The sequence below is a fragment of the Nonomuraea sp. NPDC050540 genome (assembly GCF_044457485.1).
Lineage (GTDB): Bacteria > Actinomycetota > Actinomycetes > Streptosporangiales > Streptosporangiaceae > Nonomuraea.
On the sequence record NZ_JBITHA010000006.1, the window covers coordinates 146,140 to 169,512 of the forward strand.

Here is a 23,373-nt window from a genome sequence, read left to right on the forward strand (position 1 = left end):
CGACAATGCTAGAATCCCCCGTCGCCCTCATCCCCCATCATCAGCTATTGATCTTTCTGCTGCAAGTCTGCGCCCTTTTGGTCGCCGCCAGGGTGCTCGGCGCATTGGTGCGGCGCGTGGGAATTCCCGCCATCGTGGGCGAGCTGGCCGCGGGCGTGCTGCTGGGGCCGACCGTTCTCGGCAAGGTGACACCGGGCTTCTTCGACTGGCTCTTCCCGCGCGATCCCGCCCAGTTCCATCTGCTGGACGTCGTGGCGCAGCTCGGCGTCCTGCTGCTGGTGGCCTTGACCGGCGCGGAACTGGACCTGGCCGCGGCACGCAGACGACGCCGCGCGGTCGCCGCCATCAGCGCCGCCGGGCTGCTGATACCCCTGTGCCTGGGGGTGGCGCTGGGCCGGCTGATGCCCGCGGGCGTGCTCCCCGACGGCTCCGACCCGCTGGTCTTCGCGTTGTTCCTCGGGGTGGTCATGGGCGTGAGCGCGCTGCCCGTCATCGCCAAGACGCTGATGGACCTGGGCCTGTTCGGCCACCGGGTGGGCCAGCTGATCATCACCTGCGGCGCGCTGCAGGACATCGCCGGCTGGCTGCTGCTCATGGTCGTCTCGGCGCTGGCGGTGACCGGCCCGCCGGGCGGGAACAAGGTCCTGCTGCTCGCGTCGCTGCCCGTGATGGCGTGCCTGTTGCTCATCGGCAGGCCCGTGGCACGCACGGCGTTCGGCGTCGCCGGCCGCTCCGGGGTCGCCCTGATCGTGATCATGACGCTGGTGGGAGCGGCGGCCGCGCACGCCGTGGGCCTGGAGCCCGTCTTCGGCGCGCTGGTGGCGGGGCTGGCCATCAGGGCCGCGGCCCCGCACGCCGAGCAGTCCCTGTCCGTGGTGCGCACGTGGGTGCTGTCGGTGCTGGCGCCGCTGTTCTTCGCCACGGTGGGCCTGCGCCTGGACCTGACGGCGCTGGCGGAGCCGGCCGTGCTGGCCGTGTCGGCGGCGGTGCTCTGCGTCGGCGTCGGCGGGAAGTTCGCCGGGGCCTGGATCGGCGGCGCCGTGTCGGGAATGGGCCGGTGGGAACGCCTGGCCGTGGGCGCCGGAATCAACGCGCGCGGCGTGGTCGAGGTGATTATCGCGACCGTGGGGCTGCGTCTCGGAATCGTGGACGGCAGGATGTACACGGTCATCGTGGAGTTCGCGATCGTGACCTCGCTGATCGCGCCGCCGATTTTGCGGTTCACCATCCGCAGAATGCGCACGCCTGAAATAGCGGCTACCGCCGGCGGGACGTCGCCCTCGTTGACTGACCCATCGCCGCGAGTATCGTCGTTGCGAAACTAACTATTTTCTCCGTGGAGACTCGTATGAAATTCGGAATTGGCATCGGGCGCACATTGACTGCTCAACAGGCGGCCCTTGTGGCGGTATCGGCGGACGAACTCGGGTACGAGCACTGCACCTTCATCGAGTCGCAGAATCTCTGCCGCGACTCGACGGTCATGATGGCCCTGGCGGCGGCAGGAACCACGCGGATAAAGCTCGGGCACGCGGTGACCAATCCCTATATCCGCCACCCCGCCGTGCTGGCCAACACGATGGCGACGATCGACGAGCTCTCCGGCGGCCGCGCCTTCCTCGGGATCGGCGCGGGCGGCAGCGCGGTGGCCATGGTGGGCCACACCCCGCGGCCCCTGGGCGAGCTGGACGACCTGGTCTCCTTCTTCCGCGCCTTCGTCGCCGGGAAGGAGACGTCCTGGCACGGAGCGCCGATGAAGTCGGGGTGGTCGCGCGGGAGCATGCCGGTCGTGCTGGGCACGCACGGCGCGCGGAGCTGCCGGCTGGCCGGCCGCGTCGCCGACGGCGTGTTCCTGCCCGGTCTGGATCCGTGGATCACGCGGTGGAAGCGCGCCAGAGTGGCCGAGGGCGCAGCGCGGGCCGGCAGGCGCCTGTCCGACCTCGAACTGTGGAGCCGCGGCGCCCTGTTCGTCCACGACGACGAGGACTACGCCAGGGAGTTCGTCCGCTCCTACGCCGCCACCTCGGCCTTCTTCCTTTGGCGCTCGGCCGTCAGCCGCACGGAGCCGGTCAACCGCGAACTCGCCGCCGCGCTGCCCGGTGGCGTCGTGGACGAGATGGCCAAGCTGGCCGAGCGCTACCGGTGGGACCAGCACGAGGCCAAGGGCGCCGAACACGCCCGCGACCTGTCCGCCGACCTGATCGACTGCTTCGCGATCTACGGTCCGCCCGCGCGCTGCGCGGAGCGCCTGGCCGCTCTGGCCGAGGTGGGCGTCGACGCCGTGTCGTTCACCTTGTACGGCGTGCCGGACAAGGTCGGCATGATCACCCGGTTCATCCAAGACGTGGCCGGTCAGCTCCGCTGACGACTGGAAGGGAATGCCCCGATGCCGTTCATCACGGTGCTCATGCTCCAAGGCAAGAACCTGGAGCAGCGCCGCAGGTTCGCAGAAGAGGTCACCAAGTCGGCCGAGGCGACGCTGGGCGCCAGGCCGGAAGAGGTGCGGGTTCGGTTCGTGGAGATGGCACGCGACGATTTCGCGCGAGCCGGGCGGCTGATGTGTGACGAGGTGTGAGGACTATGAGTCTGGCTACGCTCCCTGAGGTTGGTATCCGGGCAACGGCCCGGCAATCCCGTTTGTGGTATCTGCAGCACCTTCACGATGGCGTCGCCTCCTTCACCGCGGGCGACGCGCTGGTCCTCGACGGCCCCTTGATGGTCGACCGGCTGCGCACGGCGATCACTCAGCTCTGGCTGCGGCACGCCGAGCTCAGATCCTGCTTCGTGGCCGCCGAGGGCACCGTCCGCACGGTGCCGAGCGACCACACGTCTCCTTCTTTGGTCGTGGAGCAGGGTGAGGAGCCGGCCGTCCGGCAGTGGGCCGCGCAGGCGACCAGGATCCCCTTCGACGCCGCCGGCGGTCCGCTGTGGCGCGTGCGGGTGCTTTCGCTGCCCGATGACAGACATGTGATCCTGCTGGTCACCCACCAGTTGATCGCCGACGGCGCTCGTGTCCGCGGCCTGCTCGACGAACTGCTCACCTTCTACGCCGGCGGCACGATCGCGCCACCCGTGGAACTGGTGCTCGCCAGAGACGCGGCCGACGCCGTGGACGCGGCGACGCGCAGGCTCGCCGGCGCGCCGGCCGGCGTGGAGCTGCCCACCGACCGGCTGCGACCGCCGATGCTGAGCTACCGGGGCGGCAGGGTCGGCGCCGAGGTCGGCGCCGGCCTGCTCGACCGGGCCGGCGGCGAGGTCTCCCTCCTGGCGGCCTTCGCGGTGCTCGCGCATCGCTACACCGGAGCCGAGCAGGTCGTCGTCGCCGTCCAGGACGAGACGGTGACCGTCGAGGGGGCGCTGAACCCGCTGCCCGTGCTCATCGACCTGTCCGGCGACCCCGGCTTCACCACCGTGCTGCATCGGGTCCGCGACGCCGTCCGAGAGGCACGTGCCCACGGCGCGGTGCCGTTCGAGGCCGTGATCGACCGGCTGGAACGCGAGCACGACCCCAGCCGCCGCCCCGTGTGCCAGCTCTCCTACACCTCGTGGCGGCAACGGCGCGACGCGGTCGAGGTCGACGCGGGCCTGGCCCTCTTCGACCTGTCGCTGTCGGCCAGGCTGCACGAGCACGGCGCGGCGCTGTCCTTCGACTACGACGCGGACCTGTTCACCACCGAGACCGTGAAGCGCTTCGCCGGCCACTTCGCCGCGCTGCTGGAGAGCCTCGCCGACGGCCCCGGCGAGCCGATCTCCCGCCGGAGGATCCTCACCGACGCGGAGAAGTCGCTCATCGCCCGCCACCAGGACGGCGGCCCCGCCGGCAGCCCGGCGCTGGTGCATCAGCTCATCGCCGGGCAGGCGGCGCGCAGGCCGGACGCGCCCGCGCTGATCTCCGAGACCGCGCGGCTGACCTTCGCCGACCTCAACGACCAGGCCAACCGGATCGCCCACCACCTGCGTGACCTCGGCGTCAGAAGCCAGACCCCGGTGGCGGTGTGCCTGCAGCGATCGGCCGAGATGGTCGTGGCGGTGCTCGGCGTGACCAAAGCGGGCGGCTGCGCCGTACTGCTGGATCCCGCGCAGCCCGCGCGGCGGCTGGCGGCGATGCTCGACGACTCCGGGCCGCCGGCCGTGCTCACCGCCGAGGAGCAGCTCGGCAAGCTGCCCGGCACGTACGCCGGTCACATCCTGTGCCTGGACCGCGACAGAGAACTGCTGAGCCGCTCGTCCTCCGCCGATCCCGTCGAATGGGCGCATCCGCTGTCGCTCTGCCAGATCGCCTACACCTCCGGCTCGACGGGCGAGCCGCGCGGGGTGGCGTTCAACCACTCCGCGGTGGCCGGCGGCGCGCAGGGGACGCGGGAGTGCTACCGGCTGGGCCCGGACGACCGGGGCACGTGGATCTCGGCGCCGGGCTTCGGGATCTCCTTCGTCAACGAGTTGTGGCCCTTCCTGAGCGCGGGCGCGGCCGTGCACATCGCCGGCGAGCGGACCGTCAGCACGCCGTTCCGGCTGCGGGACTGGCTGGTGGAATGCGGGATCACGGTCTCGCTGGTGACCAAGGCGCTGGCCGAGCGGCTGTGCGCCGTCGACTGGCCGGAGGAGGTGGCGCTGCGCGCGCTGCTGGTGTCCGGTGAGCGGACCGGCTGGCTGTCGGCCGACGCGCCGTTCGAGGTGGCCACCATCTACGGCTCGACCGAGACGACGAATGCCACGACCTGCCTGAACGAGTCGGCCGGCATCCGCATCACCACCCGGCACGTCACCGGGGAGCAGCGGCGCTCGATCTCCTCGCCGATCGGGCTGCCGGTGCCGGGCGCGCGCGTTTACGTGCTCGACGCCAACCTGCAGTTCGTCCCCATGGGCGTGCCGGGCGAGATCCACGTGGGCGGCGACCTGCTCCAGAGCGGGTACGTCAACAGGCCCGACCTGACCGCGCGCAAGTGGCTGCCCGACCCCTTCGCCGGACGCGACGGAGCCCGCATGGTCGCCACCGGCGACATCGGGCGCATGGCGTCCGACGGGTCGATCGAGATCCTCGGCCGGGTGGACGACCAGATCAGCCTCAACGGCTACCGGGTCGAGCCCGGCGAGGTGGCCGCGCGCCTGCTCGAACATCCGGCGGTACGGCACGCCGCGGTGGTCGTCCGCGAGGACGAGCCCGGCGAGAGACGTCTGGTCGCCTACGTGGTGCCCGAGGTCAACCGCCGCGTGTACAAGACCGACCTCCTGGACCTTCTGCGCGAGCAGCTGCCCGCGTACATGGTGCCCGGGGCCTGTGAGATCGTCGACTCGCTGCCCACGCTCCCCAACGGCAAGCTCGACCAGCGCCGCCTGCCCGCGCCCGACCGGGCCAGCCGATCGGCCGCCTACGACGAGCCCGCGACCGAGGCGGAGCGGGACCTGGCCGACATCTGGGCCTCGGTGCTGCGCTGTGAGCGCGTCGGCGCCAACGACAACTACTTCGAGCTCGGCGGCGACTCACTGACCGGGATGGAGCTGATCGCCGCGATCGGCATCGGCTTCGGCGTCGAACTCGCGCTGTCCGTGCTGTTCGAGGCGCCGACCGTCAGGGAGCTGTGCCGGGCGATCGACAGGGAGCGCGACGGCGACGGCGGCCGGACCGTCGACAAGGCCGCGCTGCCGGTGATCCATACCGACTCCGCGGCGCGGTTCGAGCCCTTCCCGCTCACCGACATCCAGCACGCCTATTGGATCGGCCGCATGACCGGCATGGAACTGGGCGACGTCGGCTGCCACGGCTACCAGGAGTGGGACGTGGCCGACCTCGACGTCGACCGGCTGGGCGCCGCCCTCGACCGGCTCGTGCGCAGGCATGACATGCTGCGCGCGGTGGTCACGGGCGACGGCCGGCAGCGGGTGCTGCCGGAGGCTCCGCCGTACCGGATCGAGCGGGCCGATCTGCGGCGGCTCGACGCCACGGAACGCGCGGCCAGGCTGGGCGAGATCCGTGAGCGGCTCTCGCACGAGGTGCTGGCGGCCGACCGGTGGCCGCTGTTCGGGGTGCGCGTGACGCGCGTCGACGAGGTCGTCTCCCGCGTGCACATCAGCTTCGACCTGCTGATCTTCGACGCCAGGAGCGCGCGCATCTTCACCCAGGAGCTGTCGCGCCTCTACCAGGACCCCGACGCGCCGCTGCCGCCGATCGAGCTGTCCTTTCGCGACTACGTGCTGGCCGAGCGCGCCGCGCACGAGAGCTCCCCGCTGTATCTGGCCGCCCAGGACTACTGGCGCGGCAGGCTGGCCGAGCTTCCGCCCGCGCCGGAGCTGCCGTACCTGCGCAGCCTCGGCTCGGTCGAGCACCCCAGGTTCGTCCGGCACACGGCGCGCATCGAACCCGACCTGTGGGTACGGCTGCGCAACGCCGCCGCCGGGGCCGGGATCACCCCGTCGGCGCTGCTGCTCGCGGCGTTCACGGAGATCCTGGCGACCTGGAGCGCGGGCCCGCGCTTCACCGTCAACATGACCCTGTTCAACAGGCCGCCGCTGCACCCGCAGCTGAACGACCTGCTCGGCGACTTCACCTCCGGCCTGCTGCACGCGGTCGACCACCGCGGCGCGACCTTCGCCCACCGCGCCTACGACGTGCAGGAACAGCTTTGGCAGGATCTGGAGCACCGGCATGTCGGCAGCGTGCAGGTGCTGCGGGAGCTCGGCAGGCGGCAGGGCGGCGCGCCGCGGGCGGCGATGCCGGTCGTGTTCTCCAGCCTGGTCGGCGTGCCCCGCATGGACTGGGGGAACCTCGGCCGCTACGTCTTCGGCGTCACCCAGACGCCCCAGGTGGCGCTCGACCACCAGGTGATGGAGGTCGACGGCGGGCTCGAATACTGCTGGGACGCGGTGGCCGAGCTGTTCCCCGAGGGGCTGGTCGGCGAGATGGCCGACGCCTACGGCCGGCTGCTGCGTGACCTCGCCAACTCCCCCGGCACGTGGGACGAGCCGAACCCCGTCGGGCTGCCGCAAGCCGCTTCGGCGCGCCGGGCCGGCGTGAACTCCACCGCGTCGCCGGTCACACCGGAACTGCTCCACGCGCCGTTCCTGCGCCAGGCCGGGCGGACGCCCGACGCGCCCGCGGTCATCGACAAGCAGGTGGTGATCACCTATGGGCAGCTCGCCGAGGTGTCGGCGACGCTGGCCGCCCACCTCGCCGAGGCGGGAGCCGGGCCGGACAAGCCGGTCGCGGTCGTCATGCGCAAGGGCTGGGAGCAGGTCGCCGCCGTGCTCGGCGTGCTGCGCGCCGGCGCCGCCTACCTGCCCGTCGATCCCGACCTCCCGGCCGAGCGCATCGCGTACCTGCTCGGCGACGGCCGTGCGGACATCATGCTCACCCAGCACGACCTGGCCGTCGAGACGACGGCCAGGGTGATCGCGGTGCCCGGCTCCCCGCACGCGCTGCCGCCCAGGGATGCGCCCCCCTGTCCGGCCCGCCCGGACTCGATGGCCTACGTCATCTACACCTCGGGCTCGACCGGCGAACCGAAGGGCGTGACCGTCGAGCACCGGGCGGCGTGGAACACCATCGCCGACATCAACGACAGGATCGGCCTGAGCGCCGGCGACCGCGTCCTCGCGCTGTCCTCGCTCAGCTTCGACCTGTCGGTCTGGGACGTCTTCGGCGTGCTGGCCGAGGGCGGCGCCCTGGTCATCCCGCCGGTCTCGGCCGGCCCCGACCCGCGCGCCTGGGCCGACCTGGTCGAGGGCGAACGCGTCACCGTCTGGAACTCGGTGCCCGCCCTGTGGCAGATCCTCGCCGACTACCTGCGCGGACGCGGCGAGCGCGTGGCGCCGAGCCTGGGCACGGTCATGCTCAGCGGCGACTGGATCCCCCTGACCACCTACGAGCACCTGACCGAGGTCTCCCCCGGCACCCGGCTGATCAGCCTGGGCGGCGCCACGGAGGCCGCCATCTGGTCCATCGCGCACGAGGTCGGGCCCACCCAGGAGGACTGGCCCAGCGTGCCGTACGGCAGGCCGCTGCGTAACCAGCGCTGGCACGTCCTGGACGACGAACTGCGGCCGTGCCCCGACTGGGTCACCGGCTCGCTGTTCATCGCCGGCGACGGGCTGGCCCGCGGCTACTGGGGCAAGCCGGAGCTGACCGCCGAGCGCTTCATCACCCACCCCGGAACGGGCGAGCGCCTCTACCGCACCGGTGACCTGGGCCGCTACCGGCCCTCGGGCGACCTGGAACTGCTCGGGCGCGAGGACTTCCAGGTGAAGATCCTCGGCCACCGCATCGAGCTGGGCGAGATCGAGGCGGCCCTGGCCGCCTGCCCGCGGGTCGCGGCCTGCTGCGTGGTGGCCGTGGGCGAGCGCACGGCCAAGCGGCTGATCGCGCACGTGGTGCCGGAGCCCGGCGCCGCGCCGGAGCCCGCCGAGCTCAGGGAGTTCCTGTCCGGCAAGCTCGTGCGCGACGTCGTGCCCACGCACTACAACATCCTCGCCGAGCTGCCCCTGACCGCCAACGGAAAGGTGGACAGGCCCGCCCTGGCCGCGCTGGGCGCGCCGGAGCGCAAGAACTCCGGCGGCACGCAGGCCGCCTCGCCCGCCGAGGCGATCCTGCTCGGCATCGCGGCGGAGATCATCGGAGTCGACGCCTTCGGCCCGGAGGAGGACTTCTTCGCCTCGGGCGGCGACTCGCTACGGGCGATCGCCTTCATCAACGAGGCCGCCGAAGCGGGCTTCGACATCTCCGTCGAGGGCTTCTTCCAGAATCCGACCATTCGCGCGGCGCTGGCCGCGGGTCCCGTCGTGGTGGACATGAGAGGAGAGTCGGCGTGACCAGCTCTGTGCACTCCCTGATCCAGGAGCAGGTACGGCGGAGCCCCGGCGAGCCCGCCGTGGTGTCCGGCTCGGCGGTGCTGACCTACGGTCAGCTCAACGCGCGCGCCAACCAGGTGGCCCGCCTGCTGAGAAGCCTGGGCGTGGCCGCGGACGAACCCGTGGGCACCTGCCTGTCCCGCTCCCCCGACGCGGTGGTGTCCGCGCTCGCCATCGTGAAGGCGGGGGCCGCGCCCGTCCTGCTCGACCCCGCGGCGCCGCTGGAGCGCACCCTGGCCCAGATCCGCGCCTGCGGCGTCCGCGTGCTGATCACCTCGACGGTGGGCTGCGACCTCGCCGCCCAGCTCCTGCCCGCCGTGGAGGAGCTCGGCGTGCGCGCCGTCAGGCTGGACGCCGACCGGCACATCATCGCCGGCCTGCCCGCCGACGACCTCGCGGACGTCCACCTCACCCCGGACAGCGCCGCGCACGTCGTCTATACCTCCGGTTCGGTCACCACCCCCAAGGCGGTGGTGAGCAGGCACGAGACCGTCGGCGAGTGCGTGGCGCTGGCCCGGGAGGAGTTCGGCTTCACCCGTGACGACCGGGTGGCCTGGTGCTCCTCACCCGGGTTCGGGGTGTCGCTGGTCAACGAGTTGTGGCCGGCGCTGGGGACGGGCGCCACGGTGGTCATCCCGGACGCCGGGACGCTGCTGTCGCCGCAGCGGCTGCGGGACTGGATCCTCCAGGAACGGATCACGGTGATCCACCTGGTCGCGACCCTGGCCGTGCCCCTGTGCGAGCTCGATTGGCCCGCGGACTGCCCGCTGAGGCTGCTGCTCACCACGGGCGAGCGGTTCCGGCTCGGCACCGCCACCGACCCGCCCTTCACGATCGCGATCACCTACGGCTCCACCGAGACCACGCACATCACCGGGCGGCTGGGCCGCGGCGAGTCGGTGGGGCGCCCGCTGGGCGGCGCCTCCGTCTACGTACTGGACGCGTCGGGCGAACGGCTGCCCGACGGGGAAGCCGGCGTCGTCCACGTCGGCGGGCGGCGGCTGGCGCGAGGATATCTCGCCGAACCGGCGCTGACCGCGAGCAGTTTTCTGCCCGACCCGTTCGCCGGCGTGCCCGGAGCCCGCATGTACCGCACGGGCGACCTGGGCAGGATCGACGCCGACGGCGAGCTGGTCCTGGTGGGGCGGGTCGACCGGCAGGTCAAGGTCCGCGGCCAGGCCGTCAACCTCGACGAGGTGGAGGCCGTGGTCGCCGCACAGGCCGGCGCCGGCGAGGCGGCCGTGGTGGCGATCGGCGACGACTCGCGCGTGGTCGCCTACCTCGCGGGGGTCGACGGCGCCGCCGTAGCGGCTCTGCACAAGGCTCTTGCCGTACGGCTGCCGCGTGCCCACCTGCCCGCTGAGTTCGTGCTGCTCGACCGGCTGCCCCGCACCGTCACCGGCAAGGTGGATCGCGCTGCCTTGCCGGCGCCGCGCCGTACCTCCTCCTCTTCGCCCGCGCCGGACGCGGAAGGAGAGGGCGAGCTCGCCGGCATCTGGTGTGAGCTGCTGGAACGCGAAGGCGTCGGGATCGACGACGACTTCTTCGAGCTGGGCGGCCACTCCCTCCTGGCGGCGCGCATGGTGCTGGAGATCGAGGAGCGGCGCGGCGTCAAGATCGACCTCACGGCGTTCTACGAGCGGCCCACGCTGCGCGCGCTGTCCGGCCTGGTCTCCGCGGCCACGCAGCCCGGCAACGTGCTGGTACGGCTGAGCGGGCCGGAACAGCCGCTGGTCCGGCTGGTGTGCTTCCCCTTCGCCGGCGGCGGCCTCAGCGCCTACGCCTCCTGGGGCGACCTCCTGCCCGCCCATGTCGAGTTGGTGTGCGTGCTGCCGCCCGGCCGGGGGCCACGACTCGACGAGCGTCCGCTGGAGTGGGTGGCCGAGCTGGTGGGCGGGCTCGGTCCGAAGCTGGCGGCCGACCCGCACCCGCGTACCTACCTGTTCGGCCACAGCCTGGGCGCGATCGTGGCGTTCGAGACGGCGCGATGGCTGCGCAGGAACGCCCACCCGGAACCGGCGGGACTGCTGGTCTCCGGCTCCGCGGCTCCGCAGACGCCGGTCACCGCCCGTGCGCACCTGCTGCCCGACGACGCCCTTCTCGCGCACGTCGGCGCCCTGGGCGGCACGGACCAGAGCCTGGTCGACGACGAACGTCTCCGCCCGCTGCTGCTCCCGGCCCTGCGCGCCGACTTCGCCATGCACGAGACCTACCAGTACGCGGCCGACGAGCCGCTGGCCTGCCCCGTCACCGCCTTCGCCGGCAGCCACGACGACGAGGCGCCCATCGAGGATGTCCTGGGCTGGGGCGAGCAGACCGCGGGGCCGTTCCAGATGCAGGTCCTGAACGGCGGGCACTTCTTCATCGCCTCTCAGCACGAGCGCCTGCTCGGGCTGCTGAGCGAGGCGCTGGAGGCGGAGACGGAGAAGGTGCCATGAGAGTCGTCTCCCAGCGGATCTCGATCGACGTCACGCGCACCGGTTCGGGACCCGCGATCCTGCTGGTGCACGGAACGGGTGACGACCAGGGTTGCTGGCGCCAGGTGGTGCCGCTGCTGGCGGGCCGCTACCACGTCCACGCCATGGACCGGCGGGGCCGCGGCGGCAGCGGCGACACGGCCGGGCACACCATCGCCGCGGAGGCCGACGACATCGTGGCCGTGCTCGATCGCATCGGTCCCGCGACGCTCGTCGGGCACTCGTTCGGCGCGATCTGCGCGCTGGAGGCGGCCGCACGCGAGCCGTCCTCGCTGAAGCGCCTGGTTCTCTACGAGCCGCCCATCCCCGTCGCCGGGACCGGCGACTACTCCGACGTGTCGGCCAGGATCGGCGAGCTGTGCGTCCAAGCCCGCCTGGAGGAGGCGCTCTGCCTCTTCCTGGTCGAGGTGACCGGGCTGGACCCCGGGCTCGTCAAGCTGCTCAGGCGCGTCCCCGGCTTCGCCGGGCGGGCCGCCGTCGCCGACACCATCGCCCGCGAGATCGACGCCACCCACCAATACGCGCTCGACCGCGAGCGGCTGGCCGCGCTGACGGTGCCCACGCTGCTGCTCACGGGCGAGCGGAGCGCGCAAGGACTGCGCGACGCCGCGGGGCTCGTCGAGAGCCTCCTGCCGTACGCGTCGAGCGAGGTACTGCCCGGCCAGGCGCACCGGGCCATGGAAGGGGCGCCCGCCCTCCTGGCGGACGCCATCGACACCTTTGCAGGGAGATCCTCACATGAAGCGCACAGCCGTTAACCCCTGGGAATGGAACATCAAGTTCGGCTTTCACCAGGCCGAGCTGGTCGAGGGACACAGCCGCATGCTCGTGTGCGCGGGTCAGACGTCGCTGGACGAGAACGGCGAGGTCGTCCACGCCGGCGACATGGCCGCCCAGATCGCGCTCTGCCTGGACAACGTGGAGACCATCCTGCACGAGGCGGGGATGCGGCTGTCCGACGTGGTCCGGCTGAACATGTACACCACGGACGTGGAGCAGTTCCTCCAGCATGTGGGCGTGATGGGCGGGCGTCTCGAGGCGGCGGGCATCGCCCCGCCCGGAACCATGCTCCAGGTGTCCGGCCTGGCCTTCCCCGGGCTCCTGATCGAGCTGGAAGTCACCGCGCTGGCATGAACCTCAGTGAAGCGGTCGTGCTCCGTCCCGACGTGGTCCTTGAGCGCACGGGAGAAGGCGGATACCGCCTGGCCTCCCGGTCGGGAGCGCTCCGCCACCACGTCGGGCCGGCCACGGACCCCTCGACGCTCGAAGCGCTGGCCACCGCGGGCATGCCGTTCGACGACGACGGCCCGGTCACGCACCTGTGGCGCCAGGGCTGGCTGTCGCTCGTCGTGAGCAGGGACGGCGGGCCCGTCCTGACGCTGCACCCCCAGTCCTGCCCGCCTCCCCGGCCTCCGGGCGGCGGATCCGGCCGCCCGCTGTCGGAGCTGGTCGTGCTCCGCCGGACCGGCCCCGAGTACGCGCTGGAGTCGGCCAGGGCCTGGTGCTCGGTGCGTGTGGCGGGGCCGGAGGACCTGGCCGCCCTGCTCGCCGGGGAGGAGGAGCTGGGCCGCTACCTCGACTGGGCGGGGATGACCTCCGACGAGGCGGAGTCGGCGCAGCTCACGACGGCCCAGTGGACACCACACGAGCTGGCCTTCCACCAGCAGACGCGCATCCCGGGCGCGCACAGGAGCGCCGGCTTCGGCCGTTCCTCCTGGGGAAAGGACCGCTTCGCCGAGCTTCCCGCGCGCCACGAGCGCTTCCGGGGCGAGGGCATCGCCCTGGCCAAACCGGACCTGGCCGAACTGCGGCGATCCGACCAGACGGTCACGGCCGTCCTGGAGAAACGGCGGACCGTCCGCGACCACGACGAGGCCAGCCCGCTCACCGTCCTTCAGCTCGGGCACCTCCTGTACCGCTGCGCGCGCAACCGCTGGCTCGTCGAGCGCGAGGGATCCGAGTTCCTGAGCCGGCCCTACCCCTCGGGCGGCTCGGCCTACGAGCTGGAGATCTATCCCGTGGTGCGCAACGTCGCGGGTCTCGATCCCGGCCTGTACCACTACGACCCGCAGGAGCACCGGCTCAGGCCCGTGAGCGACCGCGTCGGCGACCTGCTCGCGCACGCCGCTCTCATCGCGGGGACCGAGCGCCGGCCGCAGGTGCTGCTGGTCATCACAGCCCGCTTCGGCAGGCTCATGCGTACCTACCGGGGCATGTCATATGCCCTGATTCTCAAGCACGTCGGCGTGGTCCAGCAGCTCATCTACACCGTGGCGACCGCGATGGGGCTGGCGGTCTGCGCCTTGGGCGACGGCGACGCGACGGCCTTCGCCGCCGCCACCGGCCTGGATCCGCTGGCCGAGGCCAGCGTGGGCGAACTCGTGCTCGGGAGCAGGCCGGGCCGAGCCAATGGAGGAGGAGTTTGATGTCGACCGCCATGGTGACCAGCCACGGACGCTGTGCCGTACTGGAGGAACCGCGGGGCCCTGAGGGCATCCGCCTGCACAGACGTTCGGTGCCCGACCCTCCGCCGGGCAAGGTGAACGTACGGCTGCACGCCTCCGGCCTGAACCACCTCGACCTCTGGACGGTGACCGGGACCCAGCGTGTGCGCACGCCGCGCGTCATCGCCGCCGACGGCGCCGGAGAGGTCGTGGCCAGCGGCGCGGCGGACTGGTCGCCGGGTGACGAGGTGGTGCTCTACCCGGTGGCGGCCTGCTGGATGTGCGGGAACTGCAGGGCGGGCCGTCACATCTACTGCAGCGGCTTCGCCGTCCTCGGCGAGCATTCCGACGGCACCGCCTGCGAGGTGGTGCAGCTTCCCGCGCGCAACCTCGTGCGCAAGCCCGCCGTGCTGTCCTGGGCCGAGGCCGGCGCGCTGCCGCTGGCCTTCCTCACCGCGTGGCGGATGCTGACCTCGCGCGGGCGGCTGACGGTGGGTGAGACGCTCCTGGTCGTGGGGGCCAGCGGCGCCGTCGGGACGGCGTCGGTGCTGATCGGCGCGCATCTGGGCGCGCGGGTCCTGGCCACGACGCGCGACCTCGGCAAGAGCGAGCAGCTCCGTGTGCTCGGGGCCGCCGGGGTCTTCTCCTCCGAGAGGTTCTCCAGGAAGGTCATCGATCACACCGACGGCGCCGGCGCCGACGTGGTGATCGACCACGTGGGCGCGGCGACCTTCGACGAGTCCCTGCGCTCGGCGACCGTCGGCGGCCGGGTGGTCACCTGCGGGGCCACGACCGGGGTGAACGTCTCGCTCAACCTGCCCCGGGTGTTCGTGCGCCAGCTCGAGATCCTGGGCTCGACCACGGGCACCCTGGCCGAGTTCGAGGGCCTGGTCGCCGCCGCGGGGGCCGGATTGCGCCCTGTCGTGGCGCGGGAATTCGGGCTGGAGGAAATTCGCGATGCCCTTACATATCTCGAATCTTCCGACAAGCTTGGAAAAGTCGTCTTGAGGCAGTGATCGAGACATTTGGTGATTACCACTTCTCACCGAAATTGTCAGACCCCCGGTCTACGGTGAAATCACCTGAACGCCAGACCCCGACAGGAGTAATCACATGACCTCCCCACCGCAAACGGGTCCCGTGCTCAAGCACAGCCCGTGGTTGGCGCTGATCACCATCGCGCTGGGCTATTTCATGAACGTGCTCGACAGCACCGTGGTAAATGTCGCCATTCCCAGTATCATGTCCGATCTGCACGCCGAGACCGGGCAGATCCTCTGGGTGGTCAACAGCTACCTGCTGCTCTACGCGATGCTGCTGCTCGTCGGAGGCAGGCTCGGTGACCTGCTCGGGCACCGCACCGTGTTCATCGCCGGGCTCTCCCTGTTCATCGTGGCCTCGCTCCTGTGCGGCCTGTCCAGCACACCCGAGCAGCTCATCGCCAGCCGCGTGCTCCAGGGTGCGGGCGCCGGCCTGGCGGCTCCGCAGGCGCTGGCCATCACCGCGGCCGTCTTCTCTCCCCAGCGCAGGGGGATGGCCTTCGGCGTCCTGGCCTCGATCATCGGCTCGGCCGCGGCGCTGGGCCCCTTCCTCGGCGGCCTCATCACCTTCACGCTCGACTGGCGCTGGATCTTCCTCATGAACCTGCCCATCGGCGCGCTGGGCCTGATCGGCGCCTTCGTCTTCGTGCCGAAGACCCGTGTGGAAGGCCGGCAGCGACTGGCGTTCCTCCCCGTGCTGCTCGCGACGGTCAGCATGTTCGGCGTGCTCTACGCGCTGATCGCCGGACCGCGCATTTCCTGGGGGCAGATCTTTTCCGGGGTGAACATCAGCTATGTCCTCATCGCCGGACTGGTCGTTTTCGGTGGCTTCGTCTATTGGGAATGGTCCCGGACCGACGGCCTCCTGCCGCGAGCGCTGTTCGACAACAGAAACTACGGCCTGATGGCATGGGCCTCCCTGGCGACATATTTCTGTATCTTCGGCACCCAGCTGACCATGACCATCTATTTGCAATCGGTCCTGCACCTCAACGCCCTGGAGGCGGGGCTGGCGTTGTCGCCCATGTGGCTGGCCTCCTCACTCGTCGCCCCGCTCAGCGGGGGCCTGATGCGACGCTTCCAGCCCCGCTGGATCCTGGTCGGCGGCTTCGCCGCCTTCTGCCTCGGCACGGTGGCCACGGCGCTGTTGATCACCCCTGACACCTCGTGGGGCGTGTTCGTCGTGACCCTGCTGGTGGCCGGAGCCGGCGCCGGGTTCACCTTCGCGCCGCTCACCACCGTGGCGATGAGCGAGGTGCCGCCACGAGACCTGGGCGGAGCCTCGGGCACCATCGAGATGGCGAGAATGCTCGGCAGCGCCGTGGCCACGGCGATCACCGGCGCCATCCTGGGCGACACCGTCGCGGCCTCGGGCCCGGCCCTGTCGGCCGAAGCGCGTACCGCCCTGCTGGCCAGTGCTCTCCTGATCGCGGCCGCGGTGATCACCACCGTGTTTCTCAAGCACGGCGGGCGCCCCGGCACCGCCCCCGGCGACCACGAGCACTCCACCCCGGCCAACGCGGCCGAAGCCACACCGACCGCGTGACGCCCCGGCAGGTGGCGAGCCCGCCGGCTCGCCCCTGTCCGCTACCCCGGCAACCTCACATCCACCAGGTACGGCGAGCCGAAGTCCGTCCGGTCCCCCGGCCCCGCGCCCGGCACGGGGAACAACCGGGCCGACAGCGGTTTACGCAGACGCACGGCGAGCGCGGCCACATCCATCAGAAGCCGGGCCACCTCCTCCACCGGCGTGTCACCGGGCAGCGGCACGGTGTCCAGGCCCGTGCCGCACACCGCCGAATAGGCCAGCAGCCGGTGGAGGTCGATCCCGCCCGACTCCCAGGCGCGTGCCAGGACGGTGTCCTCCATGACCGGCAGCATCAGGCCGCAGTAGCCGACCTGGGAGACCGGGACCGTGCGCAGGGCCTGCGTGATCGCGGCAGCCGTGCTCAACGTGCCAGGGGCGCCGAACGGCCCGGCGATGGCGTGTTCGATCGCCCGGCCGATGCTGGTGTCACCGTGCGGGGCGGGCGACAGATCGATCCCGGCGAACGGCCGGCCCACCTCGGTGGCCAGCTTCTCCGCCAGCCGTACGACAGGCAGCACGTGCTCGGCGAGCGCTCCACGGACCCGTTCGGTGATCTTCGCGGGATCCGGCTCACCGGGGATGGCACGCAGCGCCTCGGCGACCACTCCCGCCGACTGCAGCCCGAGGCTGAAGGTGCTGGGCCCCTCATGGTAGGCGGCGGGAAAGAACGGATGTCCCGGCCCGACCTCGGCCAGGACCGCGAAGCGAAAGTTGCCGACCCCCTTGGGCGTCGCGGCCGACAACTCACCGACAACCCGCGCCGCCGCCATCGCCGCCGCCACCCGCGCGCCATGCTCGCTCGTCGCGATCTGAACGGTGCAGCTCAACGCCTCGCACGCGGCCAGCATGCCGGCGATCTCCGCAAGGCGGTTCAGGTCGAAGTCCGGCCGGGCGGCCTGGGCGGGACCCAGCGACAGATGCCCGATGCCCTCGTCGTCCATCAGGCGCTGTAATCGAGTGGCGTACGGGGCCAGGTCCGGCACCTGGCCGAACACGGGCTGCGTGGCCAGCCGGACGGTCTGCACCTCGTACCCGGACTCCGCGAACCGCGCACCCAGCCGATGCGCGACGCCGGCCGCCTCCCGCAGCTCCGCGCCCCCCACGGGGTGCTCTTGCGCCACACCTACGGTAATCGTGCGTATAGTGAGCCGCACCGCTACAACCCCAAAGACCGGCGACGAGTGATTACCTCGCCAATGAACCACCTGTGCGACACGCGATCAAGCGAACGCCGCCAAGGCTCTGCCCGGAACCTGGGAACGTCCCGGGCGCCGACCGCTGCGACCGTTCTCGCCCGCGCGCACCTCGTCGAACGCCCCAAGGCCCCCCGTCCCGCTCCTGGCAACGACGGCCCAGCGCAGGAGCGCTGGTAGCCTGCGGTCGTGTCATCCAGCCGAGGCAAGTCGCGGACCGATGCCGAGCGGAATCGGGCGCGCGTGCTCGCGGTGGCGCGTAGCCTGTTCGCCGAGTTCGGCGACCAGGTGCAGATGGCGGAGGTGGCCAGGGTCGCCGAGGTGGGCATCGGCACCGTCTACCGCCACTTCCCCACGCGCAAGGCACTGGTGGAAGCGGCCGCGCAGCACCGGTTCGCGGAGATCCTCGCCTTCGCCGAAACCCGGTGCCTGGCGGCGCCCGATCCAGCCGATGGGCTGGCTTTCCTGCTGGGGCACATCGGTGAGGTGCTCGCCAGAGACCAAGGCCTGTCCGGCGCGATCGAGTCGGCCATGGGCTCCGCCGAGCCGTCCGGTGACAGCAGGATCGCGCTGGAGGGCCTCGCGGCGACGCTGATCGAGCGGGGGCAGGCGGCGGGATCCGTCCGGGAGGACGCCACGGTCCATGACGTCTACATGATCGTCTGTGGGCTGGCCGCGGTGATCCGGACCGGCAGCGGAGAATGGCGGAGATTCGTGCGGATCGCCCTCGACGGCTTGCGGCCCGTGCCGGCTCCGGCGACGCCCTCCCGGCGCTGACAGCGAGCACCAGGGCGAGCCCCGCGCCCTCACGATCATGACTCGCCGCCCGGGTATCAGCCCCTAGTTCTCCTCGTAGACCACGTGGTACGGGCGTGTGTACCGGTTGAGGGCGGCCGGGTCGAAGCGGCCCGCCACACTCACCTCTGACCTGTGCTCGATCAGGGCCTCCACCACACACTCCCAGCCCCCGGGAGAGGAAATCTGGATCACCCTCGGCGGCGGGTTGGAGCCGGGACGCAGCGCGTGCGGCACGCCATGCGGCAGCAGGACGAACTGCCCCGCTCCCGCGGTGTGGCTCCTGCCGTCGAACTCGATCTCCAGCTCGCCGTTCAGCACGTAGACGCATTCATCGGCGACGTGGTGGGTGTGCCGCGGGATCGGCTGCGCCACGACGACCTCCAGCAGGGAGAACAGTCCGTCGGTGTCGGCCGTGCGCGCCTTGACGGAGAACGCCGGCGGGACGGCGATCCGGCCCGGCCGCGCCTCACCGGCGTCGAGCACGAAGAAGCGTTCCTTGTCGCCCCACTCGTCGGCGTCGCCCTCCCCGGTGTGGTAGCGCATGCCGTACGGCTTGCCCACCTCGTTGGCCTTGGTCCAGTCGCCCCCCAGGCCTGCCTCGGCGATGTCTTCCATGTAACGCTCCCAGCCCGCCGGCGCCGAGAGTTGCAGCGCGTGTACGGCGGAGCCGTCGGGGCCGAGATTGCGCATGGCATGAGTGACCCCGCGAGGTACCAGGAAGGACATGCCGGCGGTCAGATGGTGGGTCGTGCCGTCGTAGTCGAGGCCAAGGTCGCCCTCCACGACGTAGACGAACTCATCGAAGGTGTCGTGGACGTGCGGGGGGATGCTTCCGCCACCGCGGTTCTCCATGAGGGTGAAGCGGCCCTGGGTGTCCTCGACACCCGCTTTGACCGTCGCCCACGGCGGCAGCGGCACACGGGTGGGGCGGGAGGCGCCGGCGTCCAGCAGAAAAAAGCGGTCCTTGGACATGGAAGGTCCTTTGCTAAGAGGATGCGGAATCCGATTCCGTATAGATGTAAGCAGAGTGCGCGGGGCGAAGTCAAAGAGACGTTCAGCAGCCCGAAACGACGGTGGGCACTGCGGAGATGCCGCGACGACCGCCCCGGGCGCCGGGACGGCGCACGTGGGAAAACGGGCACGTGGCTGCCGGCCACGAAGGTCAGCAGGTCGGCCAGATCACGCGGGTGCCGATGGTGAAGGTGGCGCCGCCGGCCCGCGGGGCGGTCGACGCGGCGAGAATGGCCTGCGCCGCGTCGTCGAGCCGGAACGGCTAATTGACGGTGACGAAACCGGTGCCGGGGCGGTAGTTGGGCGACTGGTGCCGGAAGTAGGTGTTGTACACCTCGCAGTAGCGCCCGCCCCTGGCCAGCAGGGTGGCGTGATCGCCCTGCTCCACGATCCGGCCGTGGTCGAGCACGAGGATCCTGTCCACGTGCTCGATCGTCGACAACCGGTGCGCGATCACTATGGAGGTCCGGCCGGCCAGCACGGTGTCGAGCCCGTCCTGGATCTGCGCCTCGGTCAGCGGGTCGACGCTGGCAGTCGCTTCGTCCAGGACGACGATCGCAGGGTTCTGGATGAGGAGCCTGGCCAGGGCCACGAGCTGGCGCTGGCCCATGGACAGCGATCTGCCGTGCTCGCCGACGTCGGTGGCCAGGCCGTCGGGCAGCGTCTCGATCCAGTCGCCGCCTCCCACGCCGACGGCCGCCTCCAGCACCTCATCGTCCGTGGCCTCCGGGCGCGGGTAGCGGATGTTGTCGGCGACCGTACCGCTGAACAGGAACGGCAATTGCGGCACCGCCCCGATCTGCCGGCGGTACGCCGGGAGGTCAAGGGTCCTGATGTCGCGGCCGTCGATGAGGAGGGTGCCGCCCTGGAACTCGTAGAAGCGGGTGATGAGCTTACTCAGCGTGGACTTGCCCGCCCCCGTGTGGCCGACCAACGCCACGGTCTGCCCGGCCTCGATCGTGAGGCTGAAGTCCTGAAGGACCGGGACCTCGGCGGAGTAGCCGAAGCTCACGTCATGGAACTCGATCCGCCCGGCCAGCTCGCCGACCGGCAGCGCGTCGGTCTGCACCACTCGTGGAGGCGCGTCGATCAGTGCGAACACCCGCTCGGCCGCCGTCAGACCCTGCTGGAACTGCGACCAGAAGGCGGCGATCGAGGTCAGCGGGAACCAGAAGAACGCGATGGCCTGCAGGAACAGATACCAGTCACCGGCCGACAGACCGCCGTCCAGCACCGACCTGCCGCCGACCAGGACCAGCCCCACCTCTGCCAGTCCGGCGATGAGGAACAGCAGCGGAAAGATGCTGGAAAAGACGAAGCCCTGCCGCAGGTTCACCGCGTAGCTTTGCTCGTTGATCGGGCGGAACTCGTCGTAGACCCGCTGCTCCTGGCGGAAGTTCTTGGCGACGGAGATCCCGCCCATGGTCTCGTTGAGGTTGGCGTTGACCCGGCTCATCGAGCGCTGGGCCCGGCGCGTGGTGGTGCGCGCGATCCGCCGGAACTGCAGCGCGCACAGGATCACGATCGGCGCGATGACCAGCGTCAGCAGGGCGAGCGGAGCGCTCCGCGTGAACAGCAGCGTGGTGACGAAGCCGACGACCAGCACCTGGCTGAGCAGGTCCATGCTGAGGCCGACGACGTTGGCGAAGTCGTCGGTGTCGGAGGTGACCCGGCTGACGATCCGCCCGGACGGGTTCTCGTCGTAGAACGACATGTCCCGCTCCAGGACCGCGTCGAAGGCGTCCTCGCGCAGGCTGAGCACCACGTCGCCGGTGGCCTTGGCGTTGAACCACTGCCGGACGAAGCTGAACGCCCAGCCGAGGGCGCCGGCGAGCAGGATGCCTCCGGCCAGTGCCCAGATGTTGCCGCCCGCGACGATCCTGTCAATGCCCGAGCTGATCATCAGAGGTACGGCCGCCTGTGCCGCGGAGCCGAGCACGACCATCAGGGCGACCAGGAGCATCGCCCATCGTTTGGGCCAGAAGTAGCGCAGGATACGGCGGAGCAGGTCGCGGTCGCTGTACACGCGGTCGTAGTCCTCGGCCTCCAGGCCGTCCATCAGGAAACCCATCTAGACGGGCACCTCCACCTCGTCGTAGTGGGAGAAGATCCGGCGGTAGAGCGGGCTTCGGCCGAGCAGCTCGGTATGGGTGCCGAAGTCGATCACCTCGCCCCGCCTGAGCAGCAGGACCTTGTCGGCCCAGCGGATCTGGGCGAGCCGGTGGGTGATCAGCAGCGTCGTGCGGCCGGACTGGATGCGTTCGATCGCCTGCTGGATCAGGTCCTCCGTGCCGGAGTCGATGGCGCTGGTCGAGTCGTCGAGGATCAGGATGGCCGGGTCGGTGAGCAGTGCGCGAGCGATGGCCAGGCGCTGGCGCTGGCCGCCGGACAGCGTGACGCCGCGCTCGCCGATCACGGTGTCGTAGCCGTCCTCGAGCTCGGCGATGAACTCCGCGGCCTGCGCGTCGGCCGCGGCGGCTTCGATGGCCTCGCGGCTGGCCTGCTGGCCCAGGCCGAAGGCGATGTTCTCGGCCACGGGACGGGAGAACAGCACGATGTCCTGCTCGATGGTGGAGATCTGCGAGCGCAGCGAGTCGAGGTTCCAGTCGCGTACGTCCACGCCGTCGATCTGGATCTTCCCGGAGTCGACGTCGAAGATCCTGGAGACGAGCTTGGTCAGCGTGCTCTTGCCCGAGCCGGTTTCGCCGACGATGGCCACCGTTTCGCCGCGCCGTACCGTGAAGGACACGTTTTTCAGGACCTGTGCGCCCTCATAGCCGAACGAGACGTCCTCGAACACGACCTCGCCACGCATCGGAGCCGTGCGGCCGTCCGTGTGCTGGTCGAGCTCGGTCTCGGCGTTCATGATCTCCAGGATGCGGCGCGCGCCGACCAAGCCCAGCTGGACCAGGGAGAACGTGAACGTCGACACGTTCGTCGGGAAATGCAGCAGGCCCATCAGGCCCATGAACGCGATCAGCTGGCCGAGGGTCAGGTCACCCGCGGCGTGCAGGTGGACGCCGTGCCACAGGGCACCGGCCATGGCCACGGCGAGCAGCAGGGTCGGCAGGTAGCGGGCGCGGACCAGGCCCTCGCGGACGAACAGGTCGCGGTAGCTCCGGGCGTTGCGCCGGAACCTGAGCCGCTCGCCGCCTTCCTGCGCGGTCACCTTGATGACCTCCATGCCGCGCACGGCCTCGCTCAGCCCGGCGTTCAGCGTGCCGAACTCCTCGCGCATGCCGGTCGCGACCGGGTTGAGCTGCCGCATGTAGTGCCACAGCGCGAGGCCGAAGGCGACCATGAAGATCGCGGGCACGAGCAGCAGCCGCGGGTCGATGAACGCAATGAACACCAGCGGGATGACGGCCTGGGCGCCGGAGTCGACGATCATGTCGAGGCCGGGCGCGACCAGCATGCGCAGCTGCCTGATGTCGTTGGCCGCGCGGGCCATCAGATCGCCGACGCGCTGGCGGTTGTGGAAGGTCTGGCTCTTGCCGAGCAGGCTCACGTACAGCTCGTCGCGGGTGTCGCGGTTGAGCCGGTTGGCGAGCAGCTCGCTGCTCAGGCGCGCGCAGAAGTCGAGCAGGCCGCGCAGCGCGACGACGCCGAGCAGCACCAGGGCGATCGGGAGCACGTCCCGCCGGGCGAGCACGGCGTCGAAGGCGTCGCCGACCAGGCCGGGGATGGCCGCGTTGAGCACCACCATCACGACCGCTCCGACCAGGGACCCGGTCAGGTACAGCGGCTGGCGGCGCAGGTGCGACCAGATCCAGCGGGCCGGACCCCGCCGATCATGGCGCGCGCCTGGGACCGTGAACTCCGCCCGTGTTGTCACGCTCTTCCCTTCGCCAAGCTCGCCGGCGACTGTTGTATCAAATTCGACCGACAGTTCGGAATCGGTTATCCGGGCACCGGATCAGGCCTCGGCCCGCACGCGCTCGCTTGACACGCCGACGTGCTCCGGCGCCTGGGGACACGTCC

15 protein-coding genes are annotated in these 23,373 nt (G+C 71.1%); 11 read left to right on the forward strand and 4 right to left on the reverse strand.

Annotation, left to right across the window (positions count from 1 at the left end; translation table 11 throughout):
• The first annotated feature begins 5 nt into the window (after positions 1-5).
• From ACIBI5_RS21845 to ACIBI5_RS21890, 10 genes are all read left to right on the forward strand, one after another.
• The gene (locus ACIBI5_RS21845) at positions 6-1,325 is read left to right on the forward strand and encodes a cation:proton antiporter (RefSeq protein WP_397249430.1); all 1,320 of its coding nucleotides are present in this window, start codon (positions 6-8) and stop codon (positions 1,323-1,325) included.
• A gap of 23 nt (positions 1,326-1,348) precedes the next feature.
• Positions 1,349-2,365, forward strand: coding sequence for an LLM class flavin-dependent oxidoreductase (locus ACIBI5_RS21850; protein WP_397249432.1), 1,017 nt, complete (start codon positions 1,349-1,351; stop codon positions 2,363-2,365).
• Positions 2,366-2,386: 21 nt separating this feature from the next.
• Positions 2,387-2,575 (forward strand): 4-oxalocrotonate tautomerase family protein, encoded by a 189-nt coding sequence (locus tag ACIBI5_RS21855; RefSeq protein ID WP_397249434.1) that lies wholly within the window; start codon positions 2,387-2,389, stop codon positions 2,573-2,575.
• A 5-nt stretch (positions 2,576-2,580) separates the two neighbouring features.
• Positions 2,581-8,802 (forward strand): amino acid adenylation domain-containing protein, encoded by a 6,222-nt coding sequence (locus ACIBI5_RS21860; RefSeq protein WP_397249436.1) that lies wholly within the window; start codon positions 2,581-2,583, stop codon positions 8,800-8,802.
• On the forward strand, positions 8,799-11,279 hold the full coding sequence (locus ACIBI5_RS21865) for an AMP-binding protein (RefSeq protein WP_397249438.1): 2,481 nt from the start codon (positions 8,799-8,801) through the stop codon (positions 11,277-11,279). Before ACIBI5_RS21860 ends, ACIBI5_RS21865 begins: the two co-directional genes overlap by 4 nt.
• Complete coding sequence (locus ACIBI5_RS21870) at positions 11,276-12,076, forward strand: alpha/beta fold hydrolase (protein ID WP_397249440.1); 801 nt, start codon at positions 11,276-11,278, stop codon at positions 12,074-12,076. The genes ACIBI5_RS21865 and ACIBI5_RS21870 overlap by 4 nt, the downstream gene beginning before the upstream one ends.
• Positions 12,057-12,452 (forward strand): RidA family protein, encoded by a 396-nt coding sequence (locus ACIBI5_RS21875; protein ID WP_397249442.1) that lies wholly within the window; start codon positions 12,057-12,059, stop codon positions 12,450-12,452. Before ACIBI5_RS21870 ends, ACIBI5_RS21875 begins: the two co-directional genes overlap by 20 nt.
• Entirely contained in the window at positions 12,449-13,744 is a 1,296-nt protein-coding gene (locus tag ACIBI5_RS21880; protein ID WP_397249444.1) for a SagB family peptide dehydrogenase, read from the forward strand. Before ACIBI5_RS21875 ends, ACIBI5_RS21880 begins: the two co-directional genes overlap by 4 nt.
• The gene (locus ACIBI5_RS21885; protein ID WP_397249446.1) at positions 13,744-14,778 is read left to right on the forward strand and encodes a zinc-binding dehydrogenase; all 1,035 of its coding nucleotides are present in this window, start codon (positions 13,744-13,746) and stop codon (positions 14,776-14,778) included. The genes ACIBI5_RS21880 and ACIBI5_RS21885 overlap by 1 nt, the downstream gene beginning before the upstream one ends.
• Before the next feature lie 97 nt (positions 14,779-14,875).
• Positions 14,876-16,348 carry a DHA2 family efflux MFS transporter permease subunit gene (locus tag ACIBI5_RS21890; protein WP_397249448.1) on the forward strand — a complete coding sequence of 491 codons (1,473 nt, stop codon included), beginning with the start codon at positions 14,876-14,878 and terminating at the stop codon, positions 16,346-16,348.
• A gap of 41 nt (positions 16,349-16,389) precedes the next feature.
• Here the strand turns inward: ACIBI5_RS21890 and ACIBI5_RS21895 are convergent, their stop codons facing one another.
• The gene (locus tag ACIBI5_RS21895; RefSeq protein WP_397249450.1) at positions 16,390-17,595 is read right to left on the reverse strand and encodes a DUF711 family protein; all 1,206 of its coding nucleotides are present in this window, start codon (positions 17,593-17,595) and stop codon (positions 16,390-16,392) included.
• A gap of 177 nt (positions 17,596-17,772) precedes the next feature.
• Between ACIBI5_RS21895 and ACIBI5_RS21900 the strand changes: the two genes are divergently transcribed.
• Positions 17,773-18,360 (forward strand): TetR/AcrR family transcriptional regulator, encoded by a 588-nt coding sequence (locus ACIBI5_RS21900; protein ID WP_397249452.1) that lies wholly within the window; start codon positions 17,773-17,775, stop codon positions 18,358-18,360.
• Between the two features lie 63 nt (positions 18,361-18,423).
• Here the strand turns inward: ACIBI5_RS21900 and ACIBI5_RS21905 are convergent, their stop codons facing one another.
• The 3 genes from ACIBI5_RS21905 to ACIBI5_RS21915 form a co-directional block, all read right to left on the reverse strand.
• Positions 18,424-19,353, reverse strand: a complete 930-nt coding sequence (locus tag ACIBI5_RS21905) for a cupin domain-containing protein (protein ID WP_397249454.1) — start codon at positions 19,351-19,353, stop codon at positions 18,424-18,426.
• 301 nt (positions 19,354-19,654) lie between these two features.
• Positions 19,655-21,463 (reverse strand): ABC transporter ATP-binding protein, encoded by a 1,809-nt coding sequence (locus ACIBI5_RS21910; protein WP_397249456.1) that lies wholly within the window; start codon positions 21,461-21,463, stop codon positions 19,655-19,657.
• The gene (locus tag ACIBI5_RS21915) at positions 21,464-23,227 is read right to left on the reverse strand and encodes an ABC transporter ATP-binding protein (RefSeq protein ID WP_397249458.1); all 1,764 of its coding nucleotides are present in this window, start codon (positions 23,225-23,227) and stop codon (positions 21,464-21,466) included. It lies immediately after the preceding gene.
• Between the last annotated feature and the right edge of the window lie 146 nt (positions 23,228-23,373).

Bases quoted from the DNA above. Each gene is read 5' to 3' on its own strand.
- ACIBI5_RS21845 (WP_397249430.1), top strand. From the start codon at position 6: ATGCTAGAATCCCCCGTCGCCCTCATCCCCCATCATCAGCTATTGATC.
- ACIBI5_RS21850 (WP_397249432.1), top strand. From the start codon at position 1,349: ATGAAATTCGGAATTGGCATCGGGCGCACATTGACTGCTCAACAGGCG.
- ACIBI5_RS21855 (WP_397249434.1), top strand. From the start codon at position 2,387: ATGCCGTTCATCACGGTGCTCATGCTCCAAGGCAAGAACCTGGAGCAG.
- ACIBI5_RS21860 (WP_397249436.1), top strand. From the start codon at position 2,581: ATGAGTCTGGCTACGCTCCCTGAGGTTGGTATCCGGGCAACGGCCCGG.
- ACIBI5_RS21870 (WP_397249440.1), top strand. From the start codon at position 11,276: ATGAGAGTCGTCTCCCAGCGGATCTCGATCGACGTCACGCGCACCGGT.
- ACIBI5_RS21875 (WP_397249442.1), top strand. From the start codon at position 12,057: ATGAAGCGCACAGCCGTTAACCCCTGGGAATGGAACATCAAGTTCGGC.
- ACIBI5_RS21880 (WP_397249444.1), top strand. From the start codon at position 12,449: ATGAACCTCAGTGAAGCGGTCGTGCTCCGTCCCGACGTGGTCCTTGAG.
- ACIBI5_RS21885 (WP_397249446.1), top strand. From the start codon at position 13,744: ATGTCGACCGCCATGGTGACCAGCCACGGACGCTGTGCCGTACTGGAG.
- ACIBI5_RS21890 (WP_397249448.1), top strand. From the start codon at position 14,876: ATGACCTCCCCACCGCAAACGGGTCCCGTGCTCAAGCACAGCCCGTGG.
- ACIBI5_RS21905 (WP_397249454.1), bottom strand. From the start codon at position 19,353: ATGTCCAAGGACCGCTTTTTTCTGCTGGACGCCGGCGCCTCCCGCCCC.
- ACIBI5_RS21910 (WP_397249456.1), bottom strand. From the start codon at position 21,463: ATGGGTTTCCTGATGGACGGCCTGGAGGCCGAGGACTACGACCGCGTG.